We start from the raw sequence: 1,965 nt of genomic DNA, 5'->3' as shown, positions 1-1,965 counted from the left end.
GGTATAGCCAACGAAAACACGACTATCAATCTCTATGGACCAGCCTTTAATGTTTTAGTTGCATCCGGTCTGTTAGGGTATGTGAGTGATAGCAAACAAACCATTGTTGGTTTTGATGGGAATAGATATGACTTTGTCAGCAGAATTATTGGCGGCAATGGCTATACTTACGAGACAATACCTACTGGTAGTAACATGTGGAAAGAATGGTGGAGAGTGATCATGAATCCCATAAGCTCCCATACTTGCCTTGGAGATGCGGGGCGTATGTGCAACATGCTTTACGGCTCATCTCATCGTGAACAAGTTCCTTCAAGTAAATCATGGAGTAAAAAATGAAACACATCGTAAAATTATTAAGTGCTGTAACTTTGTTAAGTATAGCTGGGTGCCAGTTTAATAAAACTCCCATATCTTCTATAGGGGCATGGGAGAAGCCAGGAGCAGATTTTACGGAGATAGGAAAAGCCTTGTTAGAATGCGGTATGCCAACCCCTTATGATAAGGATCCAGAAAGTAGAAAGCTCAGTAATAATGCAAATGCAACCATTGATGCTTGCATGCTCCAAGCGGGATTTCGCTATAAATATGATGTGGGGGGAGGCTGGTGTGGAAATCATAAAGCTGAAAACTTGCCCATTTGTCGTCCAGGCGCTGTTGTTCCACAGCGCAGTGTCAAGAAGCGCTTGAACAGCCCTTTTTGTAAAAAGCATCCAGAACAATATGAATGCTATCCTTAAGTCTTTCTTGTGATGATCAACAATCTGTCATCCTTGCCTTTACTTGGAATGGCAGGATTGTTTTCTCAATCTACCATCTCAACTCAGTCCAGAACTGTCTTGAAAAACGGAGATAAAATATCAACAGGCTTTAGAGCCTTTTTATTGTAAATAAATCCATTGAAAGAGGGGAAAATGAAAAAAATCTTAAAACTATTGAGCTGCATAGCTCTCTTAACTACAGCTGGATGTGTTAACCAACCTCCTCCATCAACTTTAGCATTATGGGAAAAACCAGGTGTCGATAAAGCGATGATCCAACAATCCTTGTCAAAATGTGGTTGGAAACCGGTTTATGCTTCTCCTGACGATATGAATTCGTATGCGAGTGAATTTGCCTCAGTTTATGAGTGCATGAAAAAAGCAGGTTTCCGGTATAAATTGCAAGATTCAAAAGGGATCTATTTTACACAACCTCCAAAAAGTGGCTCATTCTTAAGCAATTTAATGATAGCAGGATATCAGCAGTTTATGGACAATGACACCTTTGGTGTGACCAATAAAACGAAACAGGAACGCGCTTTACTAACGCATTTTGAGGATGAAAGAAAACGTCAGCAAAAGCAAAAAGCTTTACAAAAGCGATCACCAAAGCGTCCTCCCCATCGTTAATAAAGGTCGTTAGATAAAATCATGAATGAAGTAGGGAGTCAAAATAGTGCCCTTCTTTATTCAAGCGGGTGGCACTTTAAATAAGGCAGCATTCATGGTGTTGGAGCCGATATTATTGCCGGTACAAACCCGATGCAAAGCAATGATGAACAGAGCGGGAATATCACCATGGGAGCAGGTGAAGATATCACCTTTGAAAGTGCGCAAAACACGCAGAGCACAGAAAACCACACGCAAAGCGCTTCAATGAATGTTGGGTATAGTTATGGTACCGGTGGTACAGGGTGGATGGGGAATGCTTCTTTTGGTAAAGGCAAGGGTTCCAGTGAGGAGGTTCACCAGAAGAACAGCCATATTATTGGCACCGGCACAGTTCACACAACGAGTGGGGCAAACACCACATTGGCAGGCGCCGTGGTTTCTGGAGAGCGTGTAGAAATGGAAGTAGGGGGTGATTTTACCGTTGTCAGCCACAGTGATAAGGGACAAAGCTCCAGCAAGCAAAACTCTGTTTCCATTGGTTATAATAGCCGAGAAAAGGATGGTACAGCCACAACCAATATTTCCTTGAACA

2 protein-coding genes and 2 pseudogenes are annotated in these 1,965 nt (G+C 42.1%); all 4 read left to right on the top strand.

All coding sequences use genetic code 11. The features are described 5' to 3' along the window. Positions 1-339: pseudogene (locus tag ACFIO3_RS12270) on the top strand (filamentous hemagglutinin); the annotation flags it as partial. Then, a complete protein-coding gene (locus tag ACFIO3_RS12265; protein ID WP_375615473.1) occupies positions 336-740 on the top strand; it encodes a hypothetical protein in 405 nt (134 codons plus the stop codon). The pseudogene ACFIO3_RS12270 and the gene ACFIO3_RS12265, both read left to right, overlap by 4 nt. A 174-nt stretch (positions 741-914) precedes the next feature. After that, positions 915-1,391: a hypothetical protein gene (locus ACFIO3_RS12260; protein WP_375607640.1), complete on the top strand. Its 477-nt coding sequence runs from the start codon at positions 915-917 to the stop codon at positions 1,389-1,391. An 84-nt stretch (positions 1,392-1,475) separates the two neighbouring features. After that, positions 1,476-1,965 (top strand): annotated as a pseudogene (locus ACFIO3_RS12255) (hemagglutinin repeat-containing protein); the annotation flags it as partial.

This window comes from Bartonella sp. AD328YNZD (assembly GCF_042196425.1).
Note: the sequence above shows the minus strand (reverse complement) of the source record. Positions and strands in the feature narration are given on the sequence as shown.

Bases quoted from the DNA above. Each gene is read 5' to 3' on its own strand.
- ACFIO3_RS12265 (WP_375615473.1), top strand. From the start codon at position 336: ATGAAACACATCGTAAAATTATTAAGTGCTGTAACTTTGTTAAGTATA.
- ACFIO3_RS12260 (WP_375607640.1), top strand. From the start codon at position 915: ATGAAAAAAATCTTAAAACTATTGAGCTGCATAGCTCTCTTAACTACA.